A 3,405-nucleotide genomic window follows, 5' to 3' on the forward strand; every position below is an offset into this window, starting at 1 on the left:
AAGGTCGCGCGCACGATGGAGGAAGTGCCCGAGCTGTACGACTCGGCCGTCCGCGAGGCCGTCGCCGCCTTCGGCCGCGGCGAATGCTTCGTCGAGCGCTACCTGGACAAGCCCCGCCATGTGGAGACCCAGTGCCTGGCCGACACCCACGGCAACGTGGTCGTGGTCTCCACCCGTGACTGCTCCCTCCAGCGACGCCACCAAAAACTCGTCGAGGAAGCCCCGGCGCCGTTCCTGACCGAGGAGCAGAACGCCGAGCTCTACCGCGCCTCCAAGGCCATCCTCAAGGAAGCCGGATACGTCGGCGCGGGCACCGTCGAGTTCCTCGTCGGCCTCGACGGGACGATCTCCTTCCTGGAGGTCAACACCCGCCTCCAGGTCGAGCACCCGGTCACCGAAGAGGTCACCGGCATCGACCTCGTCCGCGAGATGTTCCGCATCGCCGACGGCGAGGAGCTGGGCTACGACGACCCGCAGATCCGCGGCCACTCGTTCGAGTTCCGGATCAACGGCGAGGACCCGGGCCGCAACTTCCTCCCCGCGCCCGGCACCGTCACCACCTTCGCCCCGCCCACCGGCCCGGGCGTCCGCCTGGACGCGGGCGTGGAGTCCGGCAGCGTCATCGGCCCGGCGTGGGACTCGCTGCTGGCGAAGCTGATCGTCACCGGCGCCACCCGCACCCAGGCCCTCCAGCGCGCCGCCCGCGCCCTGGCGGAGTTCCAGGTCGAGGGCATGGCCACCGCGATCCCGTTCCACCGGGCCGTGGTCGCCGATCCGGCTTTCACCANGTCGTGGTGGTCGAGGTCGGCGGGAAGCGGCTGGAGGTCTCGCTGCCCGCCTCGCTCGGCGTGGCCGCGGCCCCGGCGGCCGGTGGGTCGAAGAAGCCCAAGCGCAAGGCGGTCAAGAAGGGCGGCTCCGCTGCCTCCGGCGATGCCCTGGCCTCCCCGATGCAGGGCACCATCGTCAAGGTCGCCGTCGCCGAGGGCGACACCGTGGCCGAAGGCGACCTCGTCGTCGTCCTCGAAGCCATGAAGATGGAACAACCCCTCAACGCCCACCGCGCGGGCACCATCAAGGGCCTGAGCGCCGAGGTCGGCGCCTCGATCACCTCGGGCTCGGTCATCTGCGAGATCAAGGACTGACGCCCCGCACCACGCAACGGGCCCCGGCCGTCACCCGACGACCGGGGCCCGCGCGCTCCTACCGGCGCACCACGTCCTGCGGGAAGGTCAGCTGTCCGCTCATCCAGCGCAGCGCCGTGGGCAGTTCGCGCCGCCAGGTGCGGAAGTTGTGGCTGCCCCGGTCGAGGATGATCGACTCGGCGCGCATCGGGGGCCGGACGGCGGCCAGGAACGACCGGGTCGCGCCGTAGTTCGACTCGCCCCGGCGGCTGGAGGCCACCAGCACCGACACCTCGGGCCGCGGCAGGTTCCGCAGCCGCCACATCAGATCGTGCTCCCGCATCCGCCGCTCCCCCGCCGGGCCGCCGCCGAACAGGTCCCCGGTGGTGGGGTCGTTGACCACGCGGTAGTCGGGCGAGAGCGCGGCCGCCGCGGAGTAGACCCGCGGATGGCGCATGGCCAGCTGAAGCGCGCAGGTGCCGCCCGAGGAGTAGCCCAGGACGCCCCAGGCGCTGGGGTCATGGCCGATCCGGTAGTGGCGCGCCAGCGCCTCGGGCAGATCCTTCGCGAAGTACGTCTCGGCCCGCGGCCCTCCGGGGACGTCCACGCACTGGGTGTCCCGCGGCGGGGCGATGGTGGGCCGGACCATCACGATCACGGCGGGCTGCACGGTCCCCCGGCGGATCAGGTCGCCCGCGGTCTGCGGCACCCGCAGATGCTGGGCCAGCAGGAAGGACCCGCCGGGGTAGCCGCTGATCGCGACGATCACGGGGAAGCGCTGGCGGGCGTACTGCCGCTGGAAGTACTGCGGCGGCAGGGAGACGTACGCGGGGTTGGCGACCTGGCTGCGGCGGCCCAGGATCCGCACCGACTCGACCTTGCCGGTCCGCTCCGGCGGCCCGGCGGGCAGCCCGTGCACCCGGTCAAGACCCTGCGGCGGCGCGGCCTGCACCAAGGCCCCGGGCGGTCCGCCCTGGTCCGCCGCGCCGCCGTGCGCGTCCGAGAGGGCGGCGGGGGCCTCGTCGCCACGGCCCAGCAGCTCGTCCCAGGACCCGTAGAACTGGAAGTGGGCGTTGACCGTGAGCGCCAGCGCGGCGACCATCGCGCCCTGGGTCACCGCCAGCGAGCCGAGCCTGCCGAGCCACGCCCGTACGCCCCGCCCGGCGAAGCGCGGCCACAGCCAGGTCGTGAGCGCGACGCACACCACGGCGGTGGCGATCGCCACATACTCCAGCGGTCGGCTGGTCAGTCCCATGGGCGTTGCCCGGCGCGGACGTTGATCCGCATCCGTTCCCCCCCTCCTCGCCCCCGGAGATGACGGTCTCCGCCACCTCGATGTCACGTCATGCCATGCTTGTCTTACAGGCAGGTACCGCAAGGCTCAGCAGGGAGGACCGCGATGGCGACCGAGACAGCCCCGGCGCACACGCCACCGCTCCCCCGCCCCATGCGCGCCGACGCGCGCCGCAACTACGAGCGGCTGCTGACCGAGGCGCGCACCGCCTTCACCCAGCACGGCACCGAAGCCTCGCTGGAGGACATCGCGCGCCGCGCGGGCGTCGGCATCGGCACGCTCTACCGGCACTTCCCCAACCGCACCGCGCTCATGGGCGCCGTCTTCCAGGGCGAGATGAACGCCCTGCTGACGCGCTCCCGCGAGCTGGCGAAGGCGCCCCAGGCGTGCACCGCGCTGGTGGACTGGCTGCGGGCGATCGTCCACCACGCGAGCACCTACCGCGGACTCGCCCAGGCCCTGATGGCGTGCTCGGGCGACGAGAGTTCGGAGCTGTCCCGCGGGTGCCGACTGCCGCTGCGCGAGGCGGGCAGCGAACTGCTCGCCCGCGCCCAGCAGACGGGGGCCGTCCGGCCGGACGTGGTGATCGCCGACCTGATGCAGCTGACCAACGCCATCGCGCTGGCCGTCGAGCAGTCGCCGGACGACCCGGAGCTGGCGGACCGGCTCCTCGCCTTGACCTTCACCGGCCTCAAGGCGCACTGAACCAGTCCCCCGGCGATCCGGCCCGGTCCCCGACGATGCCCGCCCGGCCCCGGCGATCCGACCCTGTCCCCGGCGATTTGCCCGCCCGGTCAGCGCCGCCGTGGCGCCAGATCCGCCACCCGGCCACCGCCCGACTGCTGCTCGGGCAGCGACGCCGTGCTGCGCAGCTGGGCGGCGCCGGGACCCTGGCCGTGCGGATTGCGGCGCGGCCCGGGCAGCGGCAGCCCGTCCTCACCGGTCCGCGGGGCCGATGAGCCCAGCCGCCCCGCCTGGCGCGCCGCGCCC

General features: G+C 73.7%; 2 protein-coding genes and 2 pseudogenes. 2 read left to right on the top strand and 2 right to left on the bottom strand.

All coding sequences use genetic code 11. The annotated features are described in order from the left end of the window. A pseudogene (locus EEJ42_RS02735) lies at positions 1–1,142 on the top strand (ATP-binding protein); the annotation flags it as partial. A 58-nt stretch (positions 1,143–1,200) separates the two neighbouring features. Here EEJ42_RS02735 and EEJ42_RS02740 read toward each other — a convergent pair. Then, positions 1,201–2,376, bottom strand: coding sequence for an alpha/beta hydrolase (locus EEJ42_RS02740; protein WP_123098432.1), 1,176 nt, complete (start codon positions 2,374–2,376; stop codon positions 1,201–1,203). Positions 2,377–2,520: 144 nt separating this feature from the next. Between EEJ42_RS02740 and EEJ42_RS02745 the strand changes: the two genes are divergently transcribed. Beyond that, positions 2,521–3,120, top strand: coding sequence for a TetR/AcrR family transcriptional regulator (locus EEJ42_RS02745; protein WP_123098433.1), 600 nt, complete (start codon positions 2,521–2,523; stop codon positions 3,118–3,120). Between the two features lie 89 nt (positions 3,121–3,209). Here the strand turns inward: EEJ42_RS02745 and EEJ42_RS02750 are convergent. Further along, positions 3,210–3,405: pseudogene (locus tag EEJ42_RS02750) on the bottom strand (DeoR family transcriptional regulator); the annotation flags it as partial.

Origin of the sequence: Streptomyces botrytidirepellens, from assembly GCF_003721215.1 — a bacterium.
Taxonomy (GTDB): Bacteria; Actinomycetota; Actinomycetes; order Streptomycetales; family Streptomycetaceae; genus Streptomyces; species Streptomyces himastatinicus.

What these genes read in the sequence shown, in the direction of transcription:
- EEJ42_RS02740 (WP_123098432.1), bottom strand. Translation starts at nt 2,376, where the DNA reads ATGGGACTGACCAGCCGACCGCTGGAGTATGTGGCGATCGCCACCGCC.
- EEJ42_RS02745 (WP_123098433.1), top strand. Translation starts at nt 2,521, where the DNA reads ATGGCGACCGAGACAGCCCCGGCGCACACGCCACCGCTCCCCCGCCCC.